This window comes from Pseudobdellovibrio sp. HCB154 (assembly GCF_046267985.1).
Taxonomy (GTDB): Bacteria; Bdellovibrionota; Bdellovibrionia; order Bdellovibrionales; family Bdellovibrionaceae; genus Pseudobdellovibrio.
On record NZ_CP176530.1, the window covers coordinates 2,000,248 to 2,022,544 of the forward strand.

The 22,297-nt window shown below is 40.0% G+C and carries 25 protein-coding genes; 13 read left to right on the top strand and 12 right to left on the bottom strand.

Annotated elements, in window-relative coordinates; genetic code table 11:
* Positions 1 to 2 precede the first annotated feature (2 nt).
* The 3 genes from ACKWCF_RS09790 to ACKWCF_RS09800 all read right to left on the bottom strand — a co-directional run bounded on the left by ACKWCF_RS09790 (position 3) and on the right by ACKWCF_RS09800 (position 2,625).
* Entirely contained in the window at positions 3 to 1,280 is a 1,278-nt protein-coding gene (locus ACKWCF_RS09790; RefSeq protein WP_409477401.1) for a TolC family protein, read from the bottom strand.
* Positions 1,281 to 1,358: 78 nt separating this feature from the next.
* On the bottom strand, positions 1,359 to 1,874 hold the full coding sequence (locus ACKWCF_RS09795) for a hypothetical protein (protein WP_409477402.1): 516 nt from the start codon (positions 1,872 to 1,874) through the stop codon (positions 1,359 to 1,361).
* 19 nt (positions 1,875 to 1,893) lie between these two features.
* On the bottom strand, positions 1,894 to 2,625 hold the full coding sequence (locus ACKWCF_RS09800; protein ID WP_409477403.1) for a heavy-metal-associated domain-containing protein: 732 nt from the start codon (positions 2,623 to 2,625) through the stop codon (positions 1,894 to 1,896).
* A 155-nt stretch (positions 2,626 to 2,780) separates the two neighbouring features.
* Here ACKWCF_RS09800 and ACKWCF_RS09805 point away from each other — a divergent pair, with 155 nt between their 5' ends.
* The 7 genes from ACKWCF_RS09805 (at position 2,781) to ACKWCF_RS09835 (ending at position 9,963) form a co-directional block, all read left to right on the top strand.
* Entirely contained in the window at positions 2,781 to 3,665 is an 885-nt protein-coding gene (locus ACKWCF_RS09805; protein ID WP_409477404.1) for a sterol desaturase family protein, read from the top strand.
* A gap of 137 nt (positions 3,666 to 3,802) precedes the next feature.
* Positions 3,803 to 4,786, top strand: a complete 984-nt coding sequence (locus ACKWCF_RS09810; protein ID WP_409477405.1) for an extracellular solute-binding protein — start codon at positions 3,803 to 3,805, stop codon at positions 4,784 to 4,786.
* Positions 4,787 to 4,802: 16 nt separating this feature from the next.
* Complete coding sequence (locus ACKWCF_RS09815; protein WP_409477406.1) at positions 4,803 to 5,408, top strand: energy transducer TonB; 606 nt, start codon at positions 4,803 to 4,805, stop codon at positions 5,406 to 5,408.
* 25 nt (positions 5,409 to 5,433) lie between these two features.
* On the top strand, positions 5,434 to 6,738 hold the full coding sequence (locus tag ACKWCF_RS09820) for an imelysin family protein (protein WP_409477407.1): 1,305 nt from the start codon (positions 5,434 to 5,436) through the stop codon (positions 6,736 to 6,738).
* 50 nt (positions 6,739 to 6,788) lie between these two features.
* Entirely contained in the window at positions 6,789 to 8,936 is a 2,148-nt protein-coding gene (locus ACKWCF_RS09825; RefSeq protein ID WP_409477408.1) for a TonB-dependent receptor family protein, read from the top strand.
* A 129-nt stretch (positions 8,937 to 9,065) separates the two neighbouring features.
* The gene (locus ACKWCF_RS09830; protein ID WP_409477409.1) at positions 9,066 to 9,437 is read left to right on the top strand and encodes a hypothetical protein; all 372 of its coding nucleotides are present in this window, start codon (positions 9,066 to 9,068) and stop codon (positions 9,435 to 9,437) included.
* Between the two features lie 16 nt (positions 9,438 to 9,453).
* The gene (locus ACKWCF_RS09835) at positions 9,454 to 9,963 is read left to right on the top strand and encodes an SAM-dependent methyltransferase (RefSeq protein ID WP_409477410.1); all 510 of its coding nucleotides are present in this window, start codon (positions 9,454 to 9,456) and stop codon (positions 9,961 to 9,963) included.
* Here the strand turns inward: ACKWCF_RS09835 and ACKWCF_RS09840 are convergent.
* The 3 genes from ACKWCF_RS09840 to ACKWCF_RS09850 all read right to left on the bottom strand — a co-directional run bounded on the left by ACKWCF_RS09840 (position 9,950) and on the right by ACKWCF_RS09850 (position 13,153).
* Positions 9,950 to 11,254, bottom strand: coding sequence for a hypothetical protein (locus ACKWCF_RS09840; RefSeq protein WP_409477411.1), 1,305 nt, complete (start codon positions 11,252 to 11,254; stop codon positions 9,950 to 9,952). The genes ACKWCF_RS09835 and ACKWCF_RS09840 overlap by 14 nt on opposite strands.
* A gap of 105 nt (positions 11,255 to 11,359) precedes the next feature.
* Entirely contained in the window at positions 11,360 to 11,890 is a 531-nt protein-coding gene (locus ACKWCF_RS09845) for a metal-dependent hydrolase (RefSeq protein WP_409477412.1), read from the bottom strand.
* Positions 11,891 to 11,902: 12 nt separating this feature from the next.
* Complete coding sequence (locus ACKWCF_RS09850; RefSeq protein ID WP_409477413.1) at positions 11,903 to 13,153, bottom strand: NAD(P)/FAD-dependent oxidoreductase; 1,251 nt, start codon at positions 13,151 to 13,153, stop codon at positions 11,903 to 11,905.
* Between the two features lie 94 nt (positions 13,154 to 13,247).
* Here ACKWCF_RS09850 and ACKWCF_RS09855 point away from each other — a divergent pair, with 94 nt between their 5' ends.
* Positions 13,248 to 13,778: a dihydrofolate reductase family protein gene (locus ACKWCF_RS09855; RefSeq protein ID WP_409477414.1), complete on the top strand. Its 531-nt coding sequence runs from the start codon at positions 13,248 to 13,250 to the stop codon at positions 13,776 to 13,778.
* Positions 13,765 to 14,112 carry a tRNA-binding protein gene (locus tag ACKWCF_RS09860; protein ID WP_409477415.1) on the top strand — a complete coding sequence of 116 codons (348 nt, stop codon included), beginning with the start codon at positions 13,765 to 13,767 and terminating at the stop codon, positions 14,110 to 14,112. The genes ACKWCF_RS09855 and ACKWCF_RS09860 overlap by 14 nt, the downstream gene beginning before the upstream one ends.
* Positions 14,113 to 14,114: 2 nt before the next feature.
* Here the strand turns inward: ACKWCF_RS09860 and ACKWCF_RS09865 are convergent, their stop codons facing one another.
* From ACKWCF_RS09865 to ACKWCF_RS09880, 4 genes are all read right to left on the bottom strand, one after another.
* A complete protein-coding gene (locus ACKWCF_RS09865) occupies positions 14,115 to 14,840 on the bottom strand; it encodes a hypothetical protein (RefSeq protein ID WP_409477416.1) in 726 nt (241 codons plus the stop codon).
* Positions 14,840 to 15,661: a hypothetical protein gene (locus tag ACKWCF_RS09870; protein ID WP_409477417.1), complete on the bottom strand. Its 822-nt coding sequence runs from the start codon at positions 15,659 to 15,661 to the stop codon at positions 14,840 to 14,842. Before ACKWCF_RS09870 ends, ACKWCF_RS09865 begins: the two co-directional genes overlap by 1 nt.
* A 16-nt stretch (positions 15,662 to 15,677) precedes the next feature.
* Positions 15,678 to 16,442 carry a hypothetical protein gene (locus tag ACKWCF_RS09875; protein WP_409477418.1) on the bottom strand — a complete coding sequence of 255 codons (765 nt, stop codon included), beginning with the start codon at positions 16,440 to 16,442 and terminating at the stop codon, positions 15,678 to 15,680.
* A 142-nt stretch (positions 16,443 to 16,584) separates the two neighbouring features.
* Complete coding sequence (locus ACKWCF_RS09880; protein ID WP_409477419.1) at positions 16,585 to 17,058, bottom strand: FBP domain-containing protein; 474 nt, start codon at positions 17,056 to 17,058, stop codon at positions 16,585 to 16,587.
* A gap of 196 nt (positions 17,059 to 17,254) precedes the next feature.
* On the opposite strand from ACKWCF_RS09880, the gene ACKWCF_RS09885 reads away from it, so the two are divergent.
* The 3 genes from ACKWCF_RS09885 to ACKWCF_RS09895 all read left to right on the top strand — a co-directional run bounded on the left by ACKWCF_RS09885 (position 17,255) and on the right by ACKWCF_RS09895 (position 20,082).
* Positions 17,255 to 17,776 carry a hypothetical protein gene (locus ACKWCF_RS09885; protein ID WP_409477420.1) on the top strand — a complete coding sequence of 174 codons (522 nt, stop codon included), beginning with the start codon at positions 17,255 to 17,257 and terminating at the stop codon, positions 17,774 to 17,776.
* A 75-nt stretch (positions 17,777 to 17,851) separates the two neighbouring features.
* Positions 17,852 to 18,901, top strand: coding sequence for a phospho-N-acetylmuramoyl-pentapeptide-transferase (locus ACKWCF_RS09890; RefSeq protein ID WP_409477421.1), 1,050 nt, complete (start codon positions 17,852 to 17,854; stop codon positions 18,899 to 18,901).
* Positions 18,902 to 18,960: 59 nt separating this feature from the next.
* Positions 18,961 to 20,082, top strand: coding sequence for an ATP-binding protein (locus ACKWCF_RS09895; RefSeq protein ID WP_409477422.1), 1,122 nt, complete (start codon positions 18,961 to 18,963; stop codon positions 20,080 to 20,082).
* 3 nt (positions 20,083 to 20,085) lie between these two features.
* Here ACKWCF_RS09895 and ACKWCF_RS09900 read toward each other — a convergent pair whose 3' ends face one another.
* Positions 20,086 to 20,958 (bottom strand): MBL fold metallo-hydrolase, encoded by an 873-nt coding sequence (locus ACKWCF_RS09900; protein ID WP_409477423.1) that lies wholly within the window; start codon positions 20,956 to 20,958, stop codon positions 20,086 to 20,088.
* A 62-nt stretch (positions 20,959 to 21,020) separates the two neighbouring features.
* Between ACKWCF_RS09900 and ACKWCF_RS09905 the strand changes: the two genes are divergently transcribed.
* The gene (locus tag ACKWCF_RS09905) at positions 21,021 to 21,389 is read left to right on the top strand and encodes a MerR family transcriptional regulator (RefSeq protein ID WP_409477424.1); all 369 of its coding nucleotides are present in this window, start codon (positions 21,021 to 21,023) and stop codon (positions 21,387 to 21,389) included.
* Here the strand turns inward: ACKWCF_RS09905 and ACKWCF_RS09910 are convergent.
* Positions 21,386 to 22,246: a LysR family transcriptional regulator gene (locus ACKWCF_RS09910; RefSeq protein WP_409477425.1), complete on the bottom strand. Its 861-nt coding sequence runs from the start codon at positions 22,244 to 22,246 to the stop codon at positions 21,386 to 21,388. The two genes, ACKWCF_RS09905 and ACKWCF_RS09910, sit on opposite strands and share 4 nt — an antisense overlap.
* Between the last annotated feature and the right edge of the window lie 51 nt (positions 22,247 to 22,297).

Here is a 22,297-nt window from a genome sequence, read left to right on the forward strand (position 1 = left end):
TTCTACATTTCCTTATTTAAGACAGCTGGAATCTGCGCCGAAGCTAAATCTAAACGAATGTGATCTAAGCGCGCTTGATAACGAGCTTGATCGTAATTTCTTTTGGCTAACCGGTATTCGGTTAAACCTAATTGCACATCAAGGCTTCGCGCTAATCCGCGACGTGAGTCACGCTGAAGAAGTTGATAATTTTTTTCTGCCAAGTCAGAAGCTAGCTTTAAAGCTTTTAACTGATCAACGCGCGTGCGAAGTGCATCATGCAACGATCTGATTTCAGCTTCAGCTTTACGACGGGCTTGAGTCATCGCTAAATCCTTTTCTGAACGTTGAAGGACTGCCATACGTACTTTTGACTGTGTTACTCCCCCTTCAAATAAGGGAAGAGTCGCGCGAATTTGAACATCCCAGTCTAAGTCTTCGCTGAATCCTTCGGGACGAGTAAAATAATAATTACCTGTGAGATCAACGGTTGGCCAATGGGCACCTTTCGCAATAGATACTTCTTCGTCGGCGGCTTCAGCCATTGATTTACTGGCTTTTAAATCAGGGCGATTTTCAAGACGGGATAAATAATCTTCAAGAGGTTTTACTTTTCCGTTAATTTCATTTTCAGGCAGATCAGTTAACTTAGTGCCTGAGGGTAACCCCGTTAACAGCGCGAAATTTTCACGAGCTGAACGAAGTCTTGAACTTTGAATCTGATATTCGGCATCAAGAGCTGCGGCGGTAGACTGAGCTTGTAAAGCTTCAGCAGAGCTTGATTGCCCACGACGAGCACGGCCTTGAAGATCACGCACACGCTCTTTATAGATTTTTTGTTGCGCTTCAAGATTACGAAGATCTTGCTCTAAGGCTAACACATCTAAATAGCTTTGCGCTGTTTGTTGGTACAAATCCATCATCTGAACTAAATGTGTTTGTTTTTGCGCTGTTCGTAAATCTTTCTGACGATCAAGCGCTGAAAATTCACGAAGCCCGCGAAAAATCGGCTGTGTTAACGTCAGATTCGTTGTCATTTGTTCTTCTGGAAAAAATCCAGCGGCCACGGGATCAGTTAAACGTGGCTGGCGCAAGTAAGTCGCGTTTAATGAAAGATTCGGTAAAATATTTCCACGAATCTGATCGACGGCTTCTTCAGCTTGTTTAACTTGCGAACGGCTTTGACCGACAAGTTCGTTTTTTTCTAAAGTTGATTGAACAGCTTGATCAAGATTCACTGCCCAAACAGGCAGAGATAAAAATAATAACGTAAAAGCTGCGCGCAGCGCGGAAATAGCCATAACACCCTCTTTTAACAATTATAAAATAGTTGTCAAAAAAGGCTGGGTAAAGAGCAAATTATTTATTGACGGAGTTTGTTAGAAATCAATCCAGACCGCGAAATACGGGTCAACACGGTTTTCTTCGTAAGGCGGAGAAATCGGCATACCGTCCATCTCATCATATGAGAAGCTTTTTTGGCTTAATTGAGGAGCAATTGAAACTTTATCTAACATAAAACGATAGCCGATATCAATTTGATGACCTTTGCCTTTAAAGCCACCTGTCATTGTTGGATTAATAAAGTATGTTCCTAAAATATAAAAACCCTGAGTTTTGCTTTTCAACCAGCCAATTGTTGGACCAAGACCTGTGCGGTTTCTGCTGTATGTAGAGTATTCGTTTTTTTCTGAACCATACATGCCGCCTAAAGTAAAACCATTACCCCAAAGTTTTCCGGCCCCAAAATCAATTAAGGTACGCGATGCTTCTGATGTTGAACCCTGCCCTGAACTTTCACTCATATACATAATCGCAAGACGCGTATAACCAGCAGCAAAAGTTTTTAAAGGAAGTAAAACCAGGAATGCTAATAATAGATTTTTAAACGGCATAAAAAAATTGTATGCGGTTTTATCCAATAAACAAGCTGTAAATAGCCATTAAGACCATGACCGCATTCTCGCCCACCGTTACCCATGATAACGGAAGGTTAAACCCAGCCCCAAGACAGGCACACTGGATCTGATTTTTTGAGGTGATCATCTTAATAACCCCGATTGTAGTCGTGGTTAAGACAAGAATAGTTAAAATATTAGCCGCTTTTAAGCCAAGACCTGCCACAAACATTAACCCTAGGGCTAACTCAATAAAAGGATAAAGCTTACCATAACCGCGAAGGTTCTTAGCCAAAGGATCGTATTTAGAAAAAGCGGTGCTAAAAGCTTGTAGATTTAAAAATTTAAAAAACGAAAGCCCGATAAAAAATCCCGCCATTATGTGACGCATGAAAAGTTCACCCGAAAAATGTGGCAATGTCGATTGAAACGCAAGACTTACTAAAGCTACAAAAGTAAAAACGACGATCAATGGCTTATAAGTTTGCAGAAGTGACTTTTTTTCAGCCGGTTGAGCTTCACCTGTGGCAACGTCGTCATAATAATCAGCCGAATATTTCGGTAAATCTGATAAAGCCATACGCAGTTGTAACAATGACACCGGTTCGACCGAATCAATATCAGCTGTTTTAGATTGTAAATCGACCTTCACCGAAGCCACCCCGGGAATTTGTGTTAATTGCTTTGTGACCTTTTCCACGCAGGAATTACAGGTCATACCATTGATTTTATAAGTTTGAATTGCCATATACCCATACTAGGATAGAGAACCGAAAACTGTGACAAAAAACTATAATTAAACGCCACCTCGTTTTCTCATTTTCAGACAATAATGAAAATCAACTGAAAACAAAGATAAATTCCATTGTCCTTAACAAGAGCACTCTTTATACACAAAGGGCTATGCCAGATTTTTCAACTTACCTGAGTCAGTGGATCGACCGTTTTTTGGTTCCCATTGATGACCCTACTTCAAGACTTTTTCACCTGAACCTGGTGTTCTGCGTGGGTTTTGTTTTTATCTGGGCCATAATGATGAAAAAAAAGAACTTTAAAAAGGTCTTACGCTGGCGTTATCTTAAACTGTTATTTTTTTCGAAAAATTATTGGTGGAATTCTTCGACGCGTTTTGATTATCAAATTTACGCCCTTAATTCAGTTTTAAAAATTTTTATTTTCATCCCATTTTTAGATGTTACTTTTAATATTTCAATGCTGGTCATCAGGCTCTTACAAAAAGCTCTTCCTGAACATCAAGCCTTACCGGTCACAGAGTTAACTCTATTTATTTTTACTTTTGCATTTTTTGTGCTGGATGACTTCATCCGCTTTATTCACCATTACGGTATGCACAGAATCCCTTGGTTATGGAAGTTTCACAGCACTCATCATTCTGCGACAACACTGACACCGATCACCTTATACCGTACTCATCCTGTTGAATCTGCCATAGCCACTGTACGCAATAGCTTAAGCCTAGGCCTTGCCACAGGAACTTTTGTTTTCTTATTTCAATCCCAATTAACGATGACGACTTTACTGGGAATTAATTTTTTCGGTTTTATCTTTAACCTTTTAGGCAGCAACCTTCGCCATAGCCATATTGATTTTACTTTCGGGCCGTTAGAGCGAATTTTCATCAGTCCTAAACAACATCAAATTCACCATTCGACAAACCCTGAGCACTTTGACAAAAACTTTGGCGTTTCACTTTCACTTTGGGATCAGTTGTTTAAAACATACATATCTGCGGCGGCTGTGAAAAAGTTACGCTTTGGATTAGAGTAAATATCAACTCGCTTTCAACTAACTTTCAGCAAAGTTTCATCGAAGCTATAAAGTCGCTTTATAGTGTGTTTTTACCGCGACAAGCATTATTAGAATGACCGTCCCTACAAAAAATCTAAAACAAGGAGAAACTTGGTATGAAAAAGGCGCTATTTATTGCCGCATTAATCTGCTCTCAATCAGTACTTGCTGATTTAACAATCTACACTGACCGTGTAACAGCAAACTTACAACCGATCGCTAACGAATTTACTGCTCGCACTGGCGAAAAAGTAACTATCGTTGAATTAGCTTACCCGGCTTTAAAAGCTCGTATCGAAGCTGAAAAAGAAAATTCACCTGCTGATTTAATCTTTGTTAAAGATTTAATCTACTTAAACGAAATGACGGATTTAGGCTGGTTTAAACCTTTCACTTCTCCAGTGGTTGCTTCTGCGGTTCCTGAACAAATGCGCCACAGCCAAAATCTTTGGACAGCCATCTCTTTCCGCGTGAGATCTTTAGTTTACAATTCGACCATCGTTAACCCATCTGACATCCAATCCTACACTGATTTAGCTTCTGATGTGTGGGCTGGCCGTGTTTGTGTAAGATCTGGTTCACACCCTTACAACCAAGCGTTAGTTTCAGGCTTTGTACATAACTTAGGTGCTGAAAAAACCACTGAATTTTTAACAGGTTTATTAGGTAACTTAGCTGCTGATCCTATGTCTAGTGACCGTGCGGTTATTGACGCTATCGCAGCTGGTGTTTGTGATGTTGGTATCGTTAACCACTACTACTTAGCTCCGTATGTTGCAGCTAACCCTGCCTTCGTAGTTAAAATGGCTTTCTTAAACCAAGGTACAACTGGCGCGCACACTAACGGTGCAGGTATGGGTATTTACAACGCTTCTAAAAACCAAGCTTCTGCTGAAAAATTCATGGAGTTAATGTTAGAAGACCAAACTCAATTACAATGGTCAGCAGCTCACTACGACTACCCAGCTAAAGCCAACTTAATCCCTTCTACTTTAATCAAAGACTGGGGTTTATTTAAAGCGGAACAAGCTTCTTGGGAAACTTTAGGTAAAAGCACTCCAGCAGCTTTAAAAATTATCTCTGAAGTTCAATACAAGTAATTTCTAAGAGAGAATTATGCTTACGGATTATAAACTTAATCTGTACATTTTAACTTCAATTGCGGCGCACATCATCTGTGCGTCGTTTTTGCTTTTGCAGAAAGGTAAACTGCAGAACGTTGATTCCGATATTAACGAAATGGTGAATATCGTGCTTCATCAATCAACTAAAAATTTTACCACTCCGGTAGCACAAGCTCCACCGCGCGTAACTGCCCGCAAAGAAAATGCAGACAACACAGGCGTTGCAGAAGTTAACAAAACTGTAACAACTCAGGCTGTCGCTCAAACCGCTTCATCGAATGAAGCTGGTCAGATCGGTCGTTTAGCTAAAACCACCGAAGAAATTTATATCGCCGAACTTAAATACGATCTTGAAAAAAGAAAAAAATATCCTGTTATGGCTAAAAAAATGGGGCACACTGGCCGCGTGACCATTCAATTTGAAATTAACCGCCGTGGTGAAATCATCCACAGCCAAATTTTAGAACCGGCAGCGCATGCAAGCTTAAACGATTCGGTTCAAAAACTTTTATTAGAAACTAGAAACTTTAAACCGCTTCCCGATGAAATTCAGCGCACCACGTGGAAGTTTATTTTACCGGTCGAATTTAAATTATAGCGCTGAAACTTAAAAGGAGAACGTTATGTCGATTAAACAATCAATCGTATTACTTGTAAGTGTGGCTTTTACTCTCACGGCGTGCAGTGATTTTTTTAATAAAAATAATAACCAGCCTTCAGCACCTGCGCAGGGACCAACTGGATTAAATGAAAATAATGACCTGAATCCATTTCCAGGATCTTTCGAAGAACCTACGGTAGGAACTTTTTCTGAAGAAAAATTATTACTTAACACAGGCCTCAATGTTATTTCGCCAGCCTCTGAAGTTTTTGCGCAAGAGTTACAAATCTTTACTTTACGTCTTAAACAAGCTTGCCGCACCACTGGAGCGATCACCCCGGCCCTTATCCAGCAATGGGAAACTGTCGTTACAAGTTATCATAAAGTCGACGCTTTAGCACTTGGCCCGATCAATGAAATTGATCCACAAACAAAGTTAGACACTAGATCACGTCTTTATAGCTGGCCGGTCACAAATCTGTGCCGCGCTGATAAAGCGGTCTATGATTTATCTTTCAAAGGTCAGATTCACGAAGTTCTGCCTTACAATTCAAAAGGTCTTGATGCGGTTGAGTATTTACTATTTGCCGGAACAGATAGTGTTAAATGTAATTTAAAAGCTCATCCGATGTTAAAAGATTGGTTAGTCCTACCAGAAGCCACGAAAATTAAAAACCGTTGCGACGTGGCTGTGATTTTAGCCACTGACTTAGCAGCTCTGGCAGACACCTTAAAAAACAAATGGGATCGTGAAAAAGGCAATTACTCTAAAACATTAGTAGATGGTTCTAAGTACACAACTCACAAAGCCGCTATCAACGAAATCACGAATGCTCTTTACGCTTTAGAAACTGTTAAAGATATTCGTTTAGGTATTCCAACTGGAAAAAACAAAAAAGAATGCACAACCGGCAAATGCCCGGAACGCAGTGAACACCTTTATTCAAATAATTCTTTCACGGCTATCGAGGCGCGCCTTGAAGCTTTTAAACTAGGTTTTTTCGGCGGTAGCCCTGCCTCGGTAAATTCTTACGGTATCGATGATTATTTAAAACAAGCTAACCACCCTGAAATCGCCGAAAAAATCGGTCGCTATATCAGTCGTGCTGAAACTAATTTAGCGGCTGCTAAAGCCCGCGGTGATTTAGCCACACAGGCAGCTAATATCGTACCTGAGCAATGCCAAAGTTCAACGGTTGATAACCGCACAGAAGAACTTTGCAGCCTTTACGAAGATATTCGCGCGATTACAACAACAATGAAAACTGAAGTGCTTGTAGCCCTTTCGTTAAAGGCTCCACCGATCTATCAAGGCGATAACGACTAATGAAAAAAATTGTATTTTGTTCCCTCTTAGGACTGCTTTATAGCAGTCCTTTGTTTTCTCAAGAAGCTGCACAAGAAGCTACAGACACAACAAAATTATCAACTTTAGAAATCAGTGATGTTTTAGTTGATGACATTGATAACGGCTTTTCAGCTAAGAAAATTTCTAAATCACGTTTAAAAAACATTTCTACAACAGATGTAGCCCGTGCTCTTAAAGAGTCTCCGGGAGTTTATATCCGCGAAGAAGATGGCGTGGGCCTTCGTCCGAATATCGGGCTGCGTGGAACTAACCCTGATCGCAGTAAAAAAGTTGTGATCATGGAAGATGGTGTTTTAATCGGCCCTGCTCCGTATGCGGCTCCTGCGGCTTACTACACCCCATCGATGCTTACGACAGAATCGCTTGAAGTCTTTAAAGGATTTACGGCTTTACCTTTTGGACCAAACTCAATTGGTGGTGCGGTAAACTATAAGACGCCTGATTATATCGCTGAAGACAAAACAACAGCCGATGTCAGCTATGGTAGTTACAACACCGGTGTATTAAAACTTGGTTTAAATAAAAAAGTTTCTGATTATGGAGTTGTTTTAATTTATGGACGTTCTCAATCAGATGGTTTTAAAGAACTGGATAATGGTAAAAACACAGGCTTTGAACAAAACCATGTGTTACTTAAAGTTCAGCGCCCTTATGAAATTGCGGGGCATACGCATCTGTTTGAACTTCGTTTAGGTTATGGCAATGAAGATTCACATGAGACTTATCTTGGTTTAACCGAAAATGATTTTTTAGCAAAACCTTACCGTCGCTATAATTCTTCGGAATTAGACCAGATGAAATGGACGCATAAAAAAATCCAGCTTGAGCACTTAACTGAAGTTGGCACTTCGGCAAATATTAAAACTACGGCTTACCACCATGAGTTTGAAAGAACCTGGTATCGCTTAGATGGTTTTCGCGACAGCACGAAAGTTATTCGCGATATTTTAAAAGACCCGACCGGCACAAACCAGTCTTTTTATGAAGTGCTATCTGGCGTAGAAGATTCAGCTAACCTGGGTGCAAATGCCGATTTATTAATGGCTAATAATGACCGCGTCTATTTTAGCCAAGGGTTGCAAAGCCAGGTTGAACTTAACAATCTCTGGTCAAACGAAGTTCCGTCAAAAACTGTGCTTAAAGCTTTAATTCATCGCGATCAAATTACCCGCAAGCATGATGCCGATTACTACTCGATGACTGGCGGCTCAATGATTCGCACTGGTGATACGCGTGTGGCCACAGCCCGTAACGAAGAAAGTGCTACAGCACTATCGTTAAGTGCGCAGGATGAATCGCGTTTTGGCAAATACACATTGCTTCCGCAATTTCGCTATGAAACAGTCACGTTTAATTTTGATGACGAATTAAATAGCCGTAGCAAAAAGCGCAGCGATTCTGTTTTTATTCCAGGTCTTGGTTTAGCTTATCAAATTAACGAAGCTTTAATGTCACGTTTTGCTGTTAATAAAGCCGCAACTCTTTCAGGGTTAGATTCTTTAGGTAAAGAATCCCGCGAAGAAAGTTTAAATAAAGAAATTTCTTTGGCTTGGCAGTCAAAAGTTCGTCAGGAACAATTTGAAATTTTATATTTTCACAACGATTACGATAACATCACTGGAACTTGCACAGCCTCTACAGGTTGTTCTGCTTTACAGTTAGACCAACAGTACGATGGCGGTAAGGCGGTGATCCAAGGTATCGAAGCCCGGGCGTCTAAAGGCTTTCAGTGGCTGCAGTTTTGGATGCCGGTGCAACTTAACTACACCATCATTGATGGGCATTTCGCCGATACATTTGTTTCTTCAAACGCTGAATGGGGTACGGGCCAAGTTAATTCCGGCGATCCGCTGCCTTACGTTCCACAAACACTGTTTACAGCTATTGTGGGTCTTGAAAAAGGGCGCTTTAAGCAAAGTTTTATCATCAACCACTTAGGAAAGATGTATGACCAATCGGTCGAAGCTGGCCGCATCGAAGTTCCAAGTTACGGTCTTGTTGATTACACCGCCCAATATCAGGTGAAACAAAACCTATCTGTGCGCTTTAAGATAGATAACATTTTTAATAAAACCTATACCGCCTCACTTAAACCTTTTGGCTACCGCCCCGGAAAGCCGTTTACTGCAACTGCAGGCCTAACCTACGACTTCTAAAATCAATAAGCGGCGACTTAGCCGCTTGTGATGAACCATTTACTGTCTACAATCTTAACAGGTTTTAAAACCTGTTAAACCGGATTATATTTCTCCTACCCAAACCCTATCCTTATAAAGGAGAAATATATGAAACAATTATTATTAGCTTTAGCTATCGTAGCACCAATCACTGCATCGGCTGACATTATCAAATGCACCTTCACAGAACCGTTTGTGAGCAGCACTTACAGCATGACGCAATCAACATTAACTTATGAATCTATCGACGACACGAAACAAGTTATTCAAAAAGTATCATTTCAAATTAAAGCCGCCGGCGTGTTTGAACTTGTTGCCAAAGACGGTACTGTTTTACAACGTTTAGAACTTAACAACCAAGGCTCTGACGGTATGAGTGACAGTACTTATCCGTATGACGTTAAAGACAACTCAAGCATCACGAACTCTGGCCGTGGCGGTTGCCAATCAAACTCATTAAAAGCCAAGATTTCTGGGTAATTGATCTTTTCAACAAATGCCGTCTCTTTCTCCTCGATTGCAGCAGATCTATAAACAGCTCCTTACCGGTGAAGCCGTTTGGGATCTTTGCTGCGATCATGGTTACGTGGGATCACACGCTTATCAAAGCCAGTTATTTCCCGAAATCAATTTTGTCGATCAAGTTCCTGAAATCATCGTGCGCTTAGAAGAGCGTTTTCAACGCGACATCGTTCAGACGACAAATCCAACAGCTACACGGTTTATCACGGCATCGGGCGAAGAGTTAACTTTAGAACTGACTGGCAATGTGGTGATTTCAGGTGTTGGCAGTTACACGATTTTTCAGATTTTAAAATCACTGCAGACTAAGAACTTACTTAAAGCTAAACGCTTAATTTTATGCCCGCAAAATGATGTGGTTAAAATGGATGAGATAAAAAAATTGCCGGGCTTTTTATACCGGCAATCTCAAGATATTATTTCTGTGAATGAAAAAGACCGCGTGCGCGAAATCTTTGTGTTAGATCAAGTTACTCACACTTAAATTCAATTTTTTTACAACGATACATCGGTTCGTATTTTGGAATATTGTCGTTTACTTTTTTCGACGTGTCTTCAAATGTGACTTGAACTTTCACGTATCTGTTCTCATCAAGTTCTTCTTGGCCAGCTTTTGTATTGTAATAAGGTTTTAACACCTCTTTACCATTCTTCGTTTCATAAACACAAGGACCAGAGGTTCCGTCACCGTTAGCCCCCTTGGCGTTCACTTCAATTTTAGCTTTGCTTAAATCAAAGCTGCCTTGGCCAGCTTTTTCAAAAAGACCTGGTAAGATTTTACTTTTCGCTGTCTCTGCGCGAGCTTCAGATAAACCTAAGAAACCTTTTTTACAAAAACGTTTTTCAGCATCACCTGTGTTATTTAATGATGAAGCTGAAGCATTAATAGAGATATGGTGAACCTTAGCCCCTTGAGCCAGACGATCTTTAATACATTTAGATAATTCATCGGCTTCAGGAGTTGCTAATAACTTACCTAATTCTGGTTGCGATACATCATGCTTGTTATTCGCAAAGTTCTTTTTAAAATTACCCGCGCACGGTTGATATCTCTGCGACACTGTATAACGCGCTGGCGGAAGGCCGTTACTGTCTAAATCTGGTTTATCACGACAAACATAAAAACGATCTGCTGATTCATCGCTGATTTTTTTCATGCGATCTTTAACGGCCTGAACATTTTTAGGGTCATTGATTTCTTCTTTTAACTTACGAAGACGCATGTCTTTTTCTTCACGTCCCATTTTTTCAGCGGTAAAACCTTTAACTGAAGGGTGAGGCTCAACGTAATTATCGCTGGCTCTAAAAGTTGGCGTACACTCCATCTTCTCAGCGAAGGCCACGTATTTATCGATAAAAGCTTTTTTATATTCTTCTTTTGATTTCAAACCCTCAGCAAACTTCGGATCACTGAACCAATCCATAATAGGAGTTGGTGGAAGCTTTTCTTGAATTTCGTATTGCGATCTTTCGGCATACATTTTCGGAGCCCAAGGATTTTGGCTTACGAAGCTTGACCAATTACGTTTTGCCGCTTCAATTTTTGAAGGTTCTACGGATAAATCTAATAATCTTGAGATTTTATTTCTTAAAGCATTAGCATCGACCGGAGGAGCTTCTTCACACTGCCCTGATTTATTAATTTGCTCGCAGTTCACATCTTGAACATTTTGAATGTTATCTCCAAGTTCATTCAACGGACTACATTTTAAGGCTGAATCAGCCAAAACAAACTGCGCAATAAACACAATGTTAAGAAAAATTAGTCTTTTCATGCAAGACCTATGTCGGAATTAAAAACTGTAAAATAAAATGATTTCAGTACTGTTAACCAAATTTTTAATTATTTACTGACCAGCCGTTTCAGAGTGAGACAGCTTTTAAGCTTTCGACTTTTTATTTAGAATACCGCGGCTTAAAAAAACCACCAGACACGGAATCACAATCCAATAAAACTCGCTAGCTAAAACCATCAGCCCACGCTCTGAGAAAAAAACCAGCCCCATCGGTGATACCTGAATGGGCCGCCACGGAAAGAAATAACGAAGCGTATTGTACGGCGAATAAAAAGCTACGCCCAATCCACCATTGGTGCACGCATCTAAACAGGCATGCGAAATCGTTGTTAGAAAAAATAAAATAAAAAATCCAAGGTAAGTTTTTTCATTTTTATTTCTGGCCCAAATAGCAAACACAGCGGCAAGCAGTAACGCAAAAAGAATCGAATGAGTCATTCCCCTATGCCCCCAAAGGCTATCGTAAGGAATACGCGAAATAAAACCCAAATAATCAAAATCAGGAACTACAGCAGATAAAGCCGCCAGAGCATAAGATTTATTTGTGCGGTATTTTTTCGGAAAAAGAGAAACAATGGCAGCCCCTACTAACGCATGAGAAAAAACTGTAGCCACATTACCCTCTTTTTAAAAACGAGCCGGATCGTAGACTGATCTTTGCAAATCAGACGTGCCTTTAATCACTAAGTCACTGACAAGTTGGCCTGTGCCCAAGCCCGCTTGCAAACCTAACATCTGATGACCACAAGCCATCATAAGATTGTTATAATCTTTAGCCCACCCGATCAGCGGCACACCGTCTGGCGTACATGGCCTTAGGCCACGCCATGTTTCATGAACTTTAATATCATTCGGAATTTGTAAAAACTCTTTAGCTCCATCAAAGATCGCCTTCACACGGCGCTCAGTGATTGAGAAATCTTGGTTTACTAATTCTAAAGTTCCGGCAATACGTAATGAATTTGCTCTTGGAGTGATCGCAATTTTTCGATCAACGATCATAATCGGAACTTTGGGTTGCGCTTCAAGTTTATCAACAATCAGCGCATAACCTTTGCCGCCTAAAATCGGAACATTCAGTGATAATTCGTCCGCTAAAGCCTGCGACCAGCTTCCGGCCGCTAAAACAAAACTATCTGAAACCATTTCACCGTTTGAGGTTTGAATGGATTTAATTTTTTTAGTTTTGCCATCAGTTGTGATATTGGCTTTTAGAAACTCAGTGTGTTCTAAAATTTGAACACCCAGCTTTTGCGCTTTTTTAGCTAAAGCTTGAACAACTTTTAAAGGTTCAGCATGGGCTTCTTGCGAAAAATAAACGCCACCTAATAAGTTTCCACGTAAGGCTGGCTCAAATTCTTTGATTTGTTCGCCCGTTAGAAATCTTCCGGGAATATTATATTTAGCAACTAAATCCATTTCTTGAGTCGCCGCTTTGACACCGTCTTTCGTGGCACTCACCATCAAGAGACCTTTTTGCTGCATATCAATTTCTGGGTACTCTAAAGCCAGCTGTTTATAATCTTGTAAACTTTTAATTGATAGCTTTACTAAAGCTTCAATCGCTATTTGCGCTTTGGCTTCAGTCATTGAAAGTAAAAAGCGTGTTAACCACTGCGAAAGTAACACACTCGGTACGGGTTTAATATAAAGTGGCCCGCTTGGATTAAGCATCCACTTCATGGATTTCATCAGCATGCCTGGCATCGGAAGCGGCATTGCAAAACAAGGTGTCATCCAACCCGCGTTTCCATAGGAACAGCCGTAGCCCACTTCGTTCTTTTCAATCACGACCACATCGGCCCCGGCTTCGGCCAATTTGACCGCGCAAGATAAACCAATAATTCCACCACCGATGATCGTAATACTTTTTTGCATCTCTTAAGTCTTCATGATTTACCGGGCCACGTCCAGAGCTTGACGCAGTATTTTCTGCGATTCACACTAAAAGTCAGAGGCAAAAGGATTAAAAATGAAAACGATCTACTTCACAGCTTGCAGTCTTGATGGCTATATCGCCGACAAAAATGATTCATTATTATGGCTTTTTAAAAATGGCCCGACAGATATTAGCTTTATCGATAAGTTTGTAGCCACGATCGGCTCAATTGCTATGGGCGCTTCAACTTACCAATGGCTTTTAGATAATTTAAATGATCAACCTTGGCCTTACAAAGTTCCCTGCTTTGTCTTCACTCACCGTCAATTTAAAACCATCGAAGGCGCTAATGTGCGTTTTGTTCAAGGTGATGTCGTTGAACGCCATAAAGAATTAAAAAAACTAGCTGGCGATAAAAATGTTTGGCTTATGGGTGGCGGAGACCTGGTCGGTCAATTTCACGATCACGGCTTAGTTGATGAAATGCATATTCAAACTGTCGCTGTGTTTTTAAACGAAGGTAAAAAGCTGTTTAACCGTAGAACTGAAACCGCTTTTAAAATTAAAGAAATTCGCCAACGTGGTGATACTTGCGTAGAGGTTATTTACAATGTCAGAGGCTAACCCGATCATTACCTGGGAAGAATTTTTAAAAGTTGATATTCGCGTGGGAACTATCATTGAGGCTAACGAGTTTCCCGAAGCCAAAAGGCCAGCCTATAAGTTAAAAATTGATCTTGGGGAACTGGGAATCAAAAAAAGTTCAGCACAAATCACGGCAGCCTATAAACCAGAAGACTTAATCGGAAAACAAGTTCTATGTGTCGTGAACTTTAAACCCCGCCAGGTTGCGAACTTCATGTCAGAGGTGCTTACGACGGGATTTTACTTAGACGAAAAGACAATCATCTTAGCGACGCCAGAACAAAAAGTTCAGAACGGCGCTAAGTTATTATAAGCCTACTGCACGTTAACGTGTTGGAATTCAGGCGAATTATATTCAACCACTTTTCTAAAACGGGCCGCATTTGGTTTATCTAAATCAATTCCGCCCTCTAAGATGGCGAATTTTTCAGTTAACGTAACTCGCTCAATTTCTACACCCGTAATGCCGGCTAATGTATTCGCGATACCAGAAATAATTTTTGAATTGATCGCAAATGGTAACGATAACAGCTTAGCAAGACCGCCTTTTTTATCGGCGTCGGCGCCAATTGATAACACTTGAAGTTTTAACGGCATCAATTCAACTTTTCCTTCTTTAGCAGAACTATGAAGTAATTTACTAATAAAGCCACCTGATAGCGACTTACCTAAGAAATCAAGTTCGATCGTAAAGCGTGCATCGTCTTTAACTTCGGCACAAACATAGATTAAGTGTCTATCTTTATCTAACTTAACCGAAGCTAAACTTGTCGGAATAATTGAAAATTGAATATCATCTTCAGGCTTAACGAACGCTTCGCCGACCGCGCTGTATTTAAGATCAGAATCTAAAATCTGGCCGCTGACTTCAAGATTAACGATCGTCGAATCAGGCCATTTTTCATTATTTCTCTTATAAATCTCAGAAGCGTAGTTAGTAATAGCATGACCACGCAGTTTACAAACACTGGAATCAGCCATCGCATAAGATGACTTAAATAACAGCAAAGCTAAAAATAAACGAATGATTGAAGTTTTCATTATTGACCTCTTCTTTCAACGTTAAGCTGGGCATCTAACGAAAATGAACGCGTCTCTTTTAATGGATTAATGTTCGAGCGGCCTTTAAAATGTAAAATGTAATTACTTAAAACCACATCCACCTTAATATTTTGCAGCAAATACTTTTTAGTATCTCTTTGTTGGTCTTTATCAAATGAAAATTTGATACCCACTTCTTGAACCTGGCTCATGATATCAGCCGCCGAAGCAGGGCTTGATAAAAACTCAAATCGAGAAGGTAAAAGATCTGTTAATAAATTTCTTAAAGCAGCTTGATTTTGATCATCGTTTTTGAAAGTTAGCTTAATATCACCAACGATTGAATCTTCATAAGTTGGTGTGTACCCGATTTTTTGCAATAATCTAAAAGCGCCTTCAAATTGTAATTCACCGGCCTGTTTTAAAACGGCGAAGAAAGAAGTTAGTTTCGGTTCCCAATTAAGTTTAAAAACGATTTCTTCGTTTTTATCGTTATTAGCCCAGATGTAAATCGGGTTGATCGCATTTTCAGAAAGTAATTTATCTTTAGCAACTTCAAATGCACAAGCACCGATTTTTTTAAATTTAAATGTCTTTTGAGTGCGGTTACTTGTGTACGTACATAGATTTGAATGTAAGCCAAAGTTCTGTTGCAATGAAGTTTCACTGTTCCAGAAGACAAAGCTTGCTAGACTGTATAATACCGCATAGTTCGTGTTTTCAAGATCTGGCTTTGACGGCCAAGCCACTTCTTCAGCTTTAACAAAGCTGCTCAAACATGTACTTACTATTAGAATTGCAGCAATAATCTGTTTTTTCATAAATTATTCCCGTCGTTTATTTAGAAATTTTAAATTTAATAGCCGGAAAGCTTTGGTTCGTTTGTGTATTTAAGAAGTAATATCCACCTAAAGCACAAGTATCAAATTTTTGCGAAACTGAGTTTGTGTTGTCAGTGATTGAGCAGTTACCTGCAACTTTTGAAGTTACTTTTAAATTCGACTTATCTTGAATATCTAACTCTTTTAAAGCGCTTGCTTGTTCTGCCGCTGTTGGAGCACTTAATTCAAGTGTTAAAGAAGTAAATTTAAGACTTAATAAATTTGAACTGACTGAGTTACCTAAGGTAATCGGTAAAGAAACAGCTTTTAAAATTGTAGAATTTTTGGCATCGTAAAAATTAGCCGAGATTTTAAAACTATCAGCACTTTGTGAAGTCACTTCAGCCACTAACTTTTTACCATCTAAAAGAACCGAAATTTTAGGAATTAAATCTTTAAACTGCGCCTGCATCGGAAGACTCGGTAAAATCTCATCTGTACCGATCACGATATCTTGCTTAAACAGAACATTAGCGCCAGCATTTAACTTTTCAATACTTAAAACTGAGTTACGGCCCGTTTTGCTAGGTCCGATTTTGATATCAGCCGCATTAAAGCTAATTGTAGTTCTATTAAAATCGATACTGTTTAAAAGCTTTGAAATAACAATCGTCATAAATTGATTAGCTTGTGGCCCATCAAGTTGAGGTGCACCGTCAGCGGCTAACGCCGGAGCAGCAATTAAACAAGACATTAAGATTGGAGCGATAGCTTTTAACATAGAACTCTCCCATGTGACTCAACCAAGCTTTGCGAGGCTTATACCAGAGCAAGTGGCGTTTTATGGGAGTTCAGGAGCAAATAATGTCTAAGGATTATACGTTGTGACCCTTAAAGAAAACATCGATTCTACAGTAAACAGTCTAATCAGCTTTAGCCTGCTTCATATTTTCAAACAGACGCGCCATACGCTGGTACAATTGATCAATCGGTTTTTCAGGGCTTTTGCCAGCACGGGCTGAGGCTTCTTCGATTTTTTCAATACAACGTAAATCTTGGCAAATTTGATAACCAACGCTGGTATCGGCATTTAAATTTAAAGATAGCATCCCGATTTCATCAGAAGATCCGTAAGCATGACACCAGTTACAGATTCCCCCTGTGGGTTCACCGTTTGTTGTTGTTCGTTTTAAAGTAACTCCACGGGGCATATCCCAGTTCGGCATTTTAAAAACCAAGTACGTGTAAATACCGTTAGGATCTTGCCAGGTAAAATAAGACCTTACACTAAACGGATACGGTAAGCCCTGAGGCAACATTAATTTCTTTTGATCGCGCAAGCGAAAGGCATTCACCAGTTCACTTTCATTTTCGATAGAAAAATGTAATTCAAGCATGCCTTAGATGGTAAAGGAGCTTCACAACCGCCGTCTAGGTCTTTTTGGTAATTACACGATCGTTTGCAGCATTTTAACAGTGAAACTTTTTTTGCTGCTGTACAAGCTCTGTACAACGTACCCCAATTGTATTCGATCTTATTTTAAACACTTCTTGCATTAATATTGGCTTGTATAAATTAAGGAGATTTAACTTATGAAAAAGATTTTACTGGCACTTACCCTTTTGCTGACATCAACTTCTTACGCAGGAAGTTTATCCAACATCCCCTTAACGGCTTTAGCTAAAGCGAATAAGCCGATCTATGTTCGCATCAACCAAACGATTCAAACCCCAGCCCAGTACGACTCATCGACCTGGGAGAAAAGTAAAGGTGGAATATTCTCGACTGACAAATACACCTTACGCCTTACTTTTCGCTTTAAACGTAAAGGTGCCTACGGTTCCAAAGATGGAAGCGGCAGCGAACTTCTTCCGATTAAGCAAGGCTCTTTAACTCAAGTCACAGAAGTGCGTGTGAACCCAAGCCAGTACCAATCATCAGATGCTTTTTATCTGTCGGCCGAAGGCCAAGCGGTGCAGCTATCAGACAATCAATCAACGCGTGAATCAATTTACTTACAGATCTTAGGTAATCACAAAGATTCAATTTCTAAGCTGACTGTGGGAGATTTAGAAAAAATCTATGAAGGCGTTATCAGTTTTTATGCCAATTAAAAAAATTAAATAGATGCTTGGCTCAATCAAGAAGTTACTCTTATACTAAAAGGGTAACTTCTTGGAGTAAGCATAATGATTTATTGGTTAGGTGAATTTCTCGCACAATATTTTGGCCCCTTTCGTCTATTAACCTCGCATTTAGTTTTAAGCGGCCTTAGTGTTCTTTCTTGTTTTTTATTAACATTCATTTTACTTCCGCGGCTTATGCACAAACTTCCGCGTGACCGCGGCCGTAACCATGCGGTTCAGAGTGCCGCGGCGGCCGGCAAACCCACTGGTGCAGGCGTTATTTTTATCTGCTTGTTTCTTTTTATCGAACTTCTGTTCTTACCGTGGTCTTTTGAAATCTTAGGAATTCTGACTTTAACTTTTGGAGCGATGTTATCAGGTTGGCTTGATGATAAGTCAGTAACTTCATGGGGCGAATACAAAAAAGGTTTAATCGACATGGTTTTAGCCATTGCCGCAGCCTTGCTTCTTAGCGGAATGAAAGATGTTTCAATCTGGTTACCTTTTACTTCGCAAACGTTTTTGATGCCGCTTTGGTTATTTGTGCCACTGGCAACGATTTTACTTTGGGCCACCATCAATTCAACAAACTGCTCCGACGGTGTCGATGGATTATCGGGAACTTTAACAGCCTTTGCTTTTACAAGTTTAGGCGCCCTACTTTATTTTATTTTAGGTCACAAAGAAATTTCACATTATCTGTTACTCCCACATTATGCCGATGGTGCCGTCTGGGGAATGATGGCCTTTTCGATGGTCGGCTGTATTTTGGGGTATCTTTGGTACAACGCCAACCCTTCGATTTTATTAATGGGTGATGCTGGTTCACGTGCTTTAGGATTTTTACTTGGAGTTTTTGTGATTAAGTCTGGAAATCCATTTTGTATTTTGATCGTATCTGCGGTGCTCATGGTCAACGGTGGTACAGGCCTTGTTAAAGTCGCGATCATGCGCTTTTTTAAGGTGTCGTTTCTAAAAAACATTCGTTTTCCGCTTCACGACCATGTTCGCCATAATAAAGGCTGGTCAAATACTCAAGTGTTAGTGCGCTTTGCCTTACTGCAAGTCATCATCACGTTAACTCTATTTATTTTTCTGATCAAAGTCAGATAATCAAATATCCCCTGATTAAGGGCTGACATTCCCCAATGAGCGCCATATAATGAGCTCATATGGGGAACCCGCAAACCACCGAACAACTGAATTTTGAGGCTGTATTTTACGGCAGCGAAGCCCCATTAGTTATTTTCAAAGGCCCTGAAATGGTCTACGAAATGCTGAACGACACTTATCAGTCGATCTATCCAGGTCGCAATCTTTTAGGTAAACCTCTACTTGAGGCCGTTCCTGAACTGGCAAATTCACGCTTTCCGGAAATCTTAAAAAAAGTTTATGAAACCGGAGAACATTTTTTCTCTCATGAAGGCGTGGCTCATCTTAGAAACAATACAACTGGCCAAGTCGAAGAGCGCTACTTCGATACGACTTTTTCACGCATTGATTACGGTGACGGACAACCCTTCCGCATCCTCGCCACTCCAAGAGAAGTTACCGAAAAAGTTCTAGCGCGCAAAAAGCTGGAACAAAGCTTACGTGAATTAGAATTAGAAAAAGATTTACGCGAAAAATTTGTCTCAGCCTTAAGCCACGACTTACGAACACCACTTGCGGCTGTAAAACTGAGTGCCCAAATTTTACAACTTCAAAACACTACTCCGGATATCATTGAAAAGTGCCTTCACCGCATCATGAACAATATTGATCGTGCCGACCGTATGATTCGCGATTTACTTGACGCCAATCGTTTAAAAGCCAACGAAGGCTTACCCATCTTTATCGAAGAACATCAACTCGACGAGCTTCTTGCCCATACCATCAAAGATCTCGAAGATCTTCATGGAAAAAGATTTGCCGTACAGAATCCGGCTGGAACAATTCGCGTGTTCTGGGACAACATGGCTATTCACCGCATGATTGAAAACCTGGCCAGCAACGCCATTAAATATGGTTCGGAAGATACGCCAATCACGATCTCTATTAAACGCGATGGCGATTATCTAGAAGTCGGCGTTCACAATTTAGGAAATCCAATTTCTGTTGAAGACCAGAAACGACTTTTTCACCCTTATCAAAGAACCGAGTTCGCCAAAGCCAGCAAACAAAAAGGCTGGGGCATTGGTCTTTCACTTGTTCAAGGATTGGCCGTATCACATCATGGTTCTGTTTCTCTTGAAAGTAACCCCACTCACGGAACTACTTTCACGGCTCGCCTACCAATAGACGCTAGAAAATAATTTTTATTCATTAACCCAGCTTGGAAAATACCCCAACGGGCCTTGCACTTCTTCATCATGGGCGGGAATAATTTCAACTTCAGGGTATGTCTTGTGAAAGTTTAAAACTTTTTCCATCGTGCTTTTCACTTCGTCACGATTTCCGTCAACAATCATGGAGGCTACAATAAACTTAGGCGCCAAAGCCTCGAGCGCTTTTTTTCGCCAAACTAAATCTCCAACTAGAAAATATTTTTTCTTAGCCGTTGTGACAATCATCCCCACTGAACCCAGCGTATGTCCAGGAAGAGAAACTAAGACCACACTTTGATCGCCAAAAACATCAAAGGTTTTTTCAAATCCCATAAATTCTTTTTGGCTAAATTTATATTCACTCCACTGCTCCTGGCTAAATTCAAACTGCGACTTTAAAAAAGCGGCTGCTTTCGGGGGAACGTGCGGATCTGAAATTTCTTTCATTTCAATATCAGGCACATGAAACTTACTTGCTGGAAAATCCGTTAGCCCACTGGCGTGATCCCAATGCAAATGGGACAGGTAAATATCTTTCACCGTGATATTCTGTTTTTGTAGCTGTAAAACCGCAGGGCTTACATTCTCGTACGAAAAAAGAGCTTTTCCCCACCACGGCATATCTTTGTTAAACTGCTCTTTGATGTTTTTTCCAAGCCCGGTATCAAATAAGATGTACTCATTATCATGCTTAATTAAAAAGGCTGTGTGATTTGAAATCGATTGTTTAAATATCTTTCCGCCCTTATAAACTAAAGATTCAGAGCTTTTTGCATCTCCGGTTTTAATTTGCGCAAGCTTTACTTCGGCGGCGAAGGTAAAATTAAAAAAAACTAGTATCAAAAAAGCCAAATAAGGTTTCATCTTTTATCTCCAATTTACTTATTATAAACCTTAAAGTATACTTTAACCTCAAGAGGCTTTTTATGAAAATTAACGAAGTAGCAAAAAAACTGAACATCCCACCTTCAACTATTAGATATTACGAGCAAAGAGGGCTTATTCTTTCCCTTCGTTCAGACAATGGCTATCGTCAGTACAATAATGATTCATTAGAACTTTTAAAGCTTTTAATCTATGCCAAGAATTTAGGGTTTACTTTAAATGAAATCAAAGTTTTCGCTAAAGCCATGGTGGGAACTGGGTTAGAAAAACAAAAAGTTAACCAAGCTATGGAAAAGAAAGTTGAAGAGCTTAATCAAAAGATCAAAGACTTAAAGAAATTCCAAAAAAATTTAAAAAAGGCACTCAGTTCAGAATGCCCCTTAGATCACATTTACCGTACTAAAAATTAAAAAATATTATTCGCAACCGCTAAAACCCGGTTTGTCGCTTTGGTTTTAAGTTTATGCACGTAAATTTCATAAGAGCTTTGAAACCAGTTAGTTTTTAAAATTTGGTACGAACCCTCTTTCCAATCATTCACCACAACATCTGGTAAAAGCCCGACCCCTAAGCCACTTTGCACCAGTTCGCCGATCACATCCCAGCTGTTGATTTCAAATAGCAGCGGAAAAGCTTTGCTAAACTCTTTATTGTAACTGGCTTTTAGTTTTTCGGTTTCACTGCGCGGTTCAGTCAGAATAAAAGATTTTTCTTTGATCGGCTTTGACCAGTTCTTTTTAGACCCACCTTCCGCTAAAACAAATTGGCCTTTTTTAACTACCATCTGCGTCAGCGTTGGTAAATTTAAAGTTCCAATCGTGATGCCGATATCAAGCGATCCGTCGGCGATAGATTCAATAATGGCGTTCGTTGTACCAAAACTCACCTTCGCTGTTAAATGGGGAAACTGCGCGCGCAGCTCTTTAAGTAAAGTGTTTAAATACTTTGGCGCTAAGCTTCGCGAAATTCCGATTTTAACTTCTATGGCCTGTGCTTCGCCGGCCTGTAGACTTTGCGATTGAAACTCGGCGGCTTTGGTTAACAACAGCTCAGCTTGTTCTGCTACTTTGTAACCAGCTTCAGTCACTTTGAAATTCTTTTTCTGATGCACTAATAACTCTGTCCCAAGATGTGTTTCTAAGGCCGATATAGCACGGCTGATCGCCGGATGCGTCACTAAGTTTTTTTGGGCGGCGGCGCTAATGCTTCCAAGAGCTACGGCATCGGCAAAGTATTTAAGGTGGTAAAGATTAGGATATGTAATCATAAAGCACACTTTAATTGATTTTTATGTAATTTACAATTACATACAAAAAAA